Consider the following 835-nt stretch of genomic DNA (forward strand, 5'->3'; position numbering starts at 1 on the left):
GCACCGTACCAGTAATGAACTACGTAAGTCGGGTGTCTTTGTATCAGGTAGTGGCGTCCGTTCAATTTGGGTTCGACATAATCTTGAGAACTTTAAAAAGAGACTGAAAGCTTTAGAAGATAAAGTTGCTAACGACGGCATCATCCTGAGCGATGCTCAGGTTGCAGCGCTTGAGAAAAAGAAATCTGATGATGAAGCATGCGGTGAAATTGAGACGATACACCCAGGTTATCTGGGGTCTCAGGACACCTTTTACGTAGGTAACCTGAAAGGCGTTGGCCGTATATACCAACAGACCTTTGTGGATACTTACAGCAAAATCGCTTTCTGTAAGCTCTATACCACTAAAACACCGATTACTGCTGCAGATACACTCAACGATAAGGTATTACCGTTCTTTGAAGAACAGGAGCTTCCTATGCTGCGTATTCTTACAGACCGAGGAACTGAATACTGTGGTCGGGTCGATCAGCATGATTACCAGCTTTATCTTGCTATAAACGATATTGATCACACCAAAACTAAAGCGATGTCCCCACAAACAAATGGTATATGTGAACGCTTTCATAAAACGATCTTGAATGAGTTCTATCAAGTAACTTTCCGTAAAAAGCTCTACGAATCACTTGAGGAACTACAAAAAGATCTGGACGGCTGGATGGAATACTACAACAATGAACGAACTCATCAGGGCAAGGTATGTTGCGGTAGAACGCCAATGGAAACGTTGCTTGATGGTAAACGGGTCTGGGCCGAGAAGAATTTAGCCCAGATCTAAACTGACAGACACCAGATAAAAAACGGGTAACTGTCAGATCAAGTCTGAGCTACTACA

The 835-nt window shown here is 43.0% G+C and carries 1 protein-coding gene; it reads left to right on the top strand.

Annotation, left to right across the window (positions count from 1 at the left end):
* Positions 1 to 778, top strand: a 778-nt coding sequence (locus tag A3774_RS15980; RefSeq protein ID WP_067870036.1) for an integrase core domain-containing protein, incomplete at its 5' end; no start/stop codon positions are given.
* Positions 779 to 835: the final 57 nt, after the last annotated feature.

Source organism: Neptuniibacter marinus (genome assembly GCF_001597725.1).
GTDB classification, from domain to species: domain Bacteria; phylum Pseudomonadota; class Gammaproteobacteria; order Pseudomonadales; family Balneatricaceae; genus Neptuniibacter; species Neptuniibacter marinus.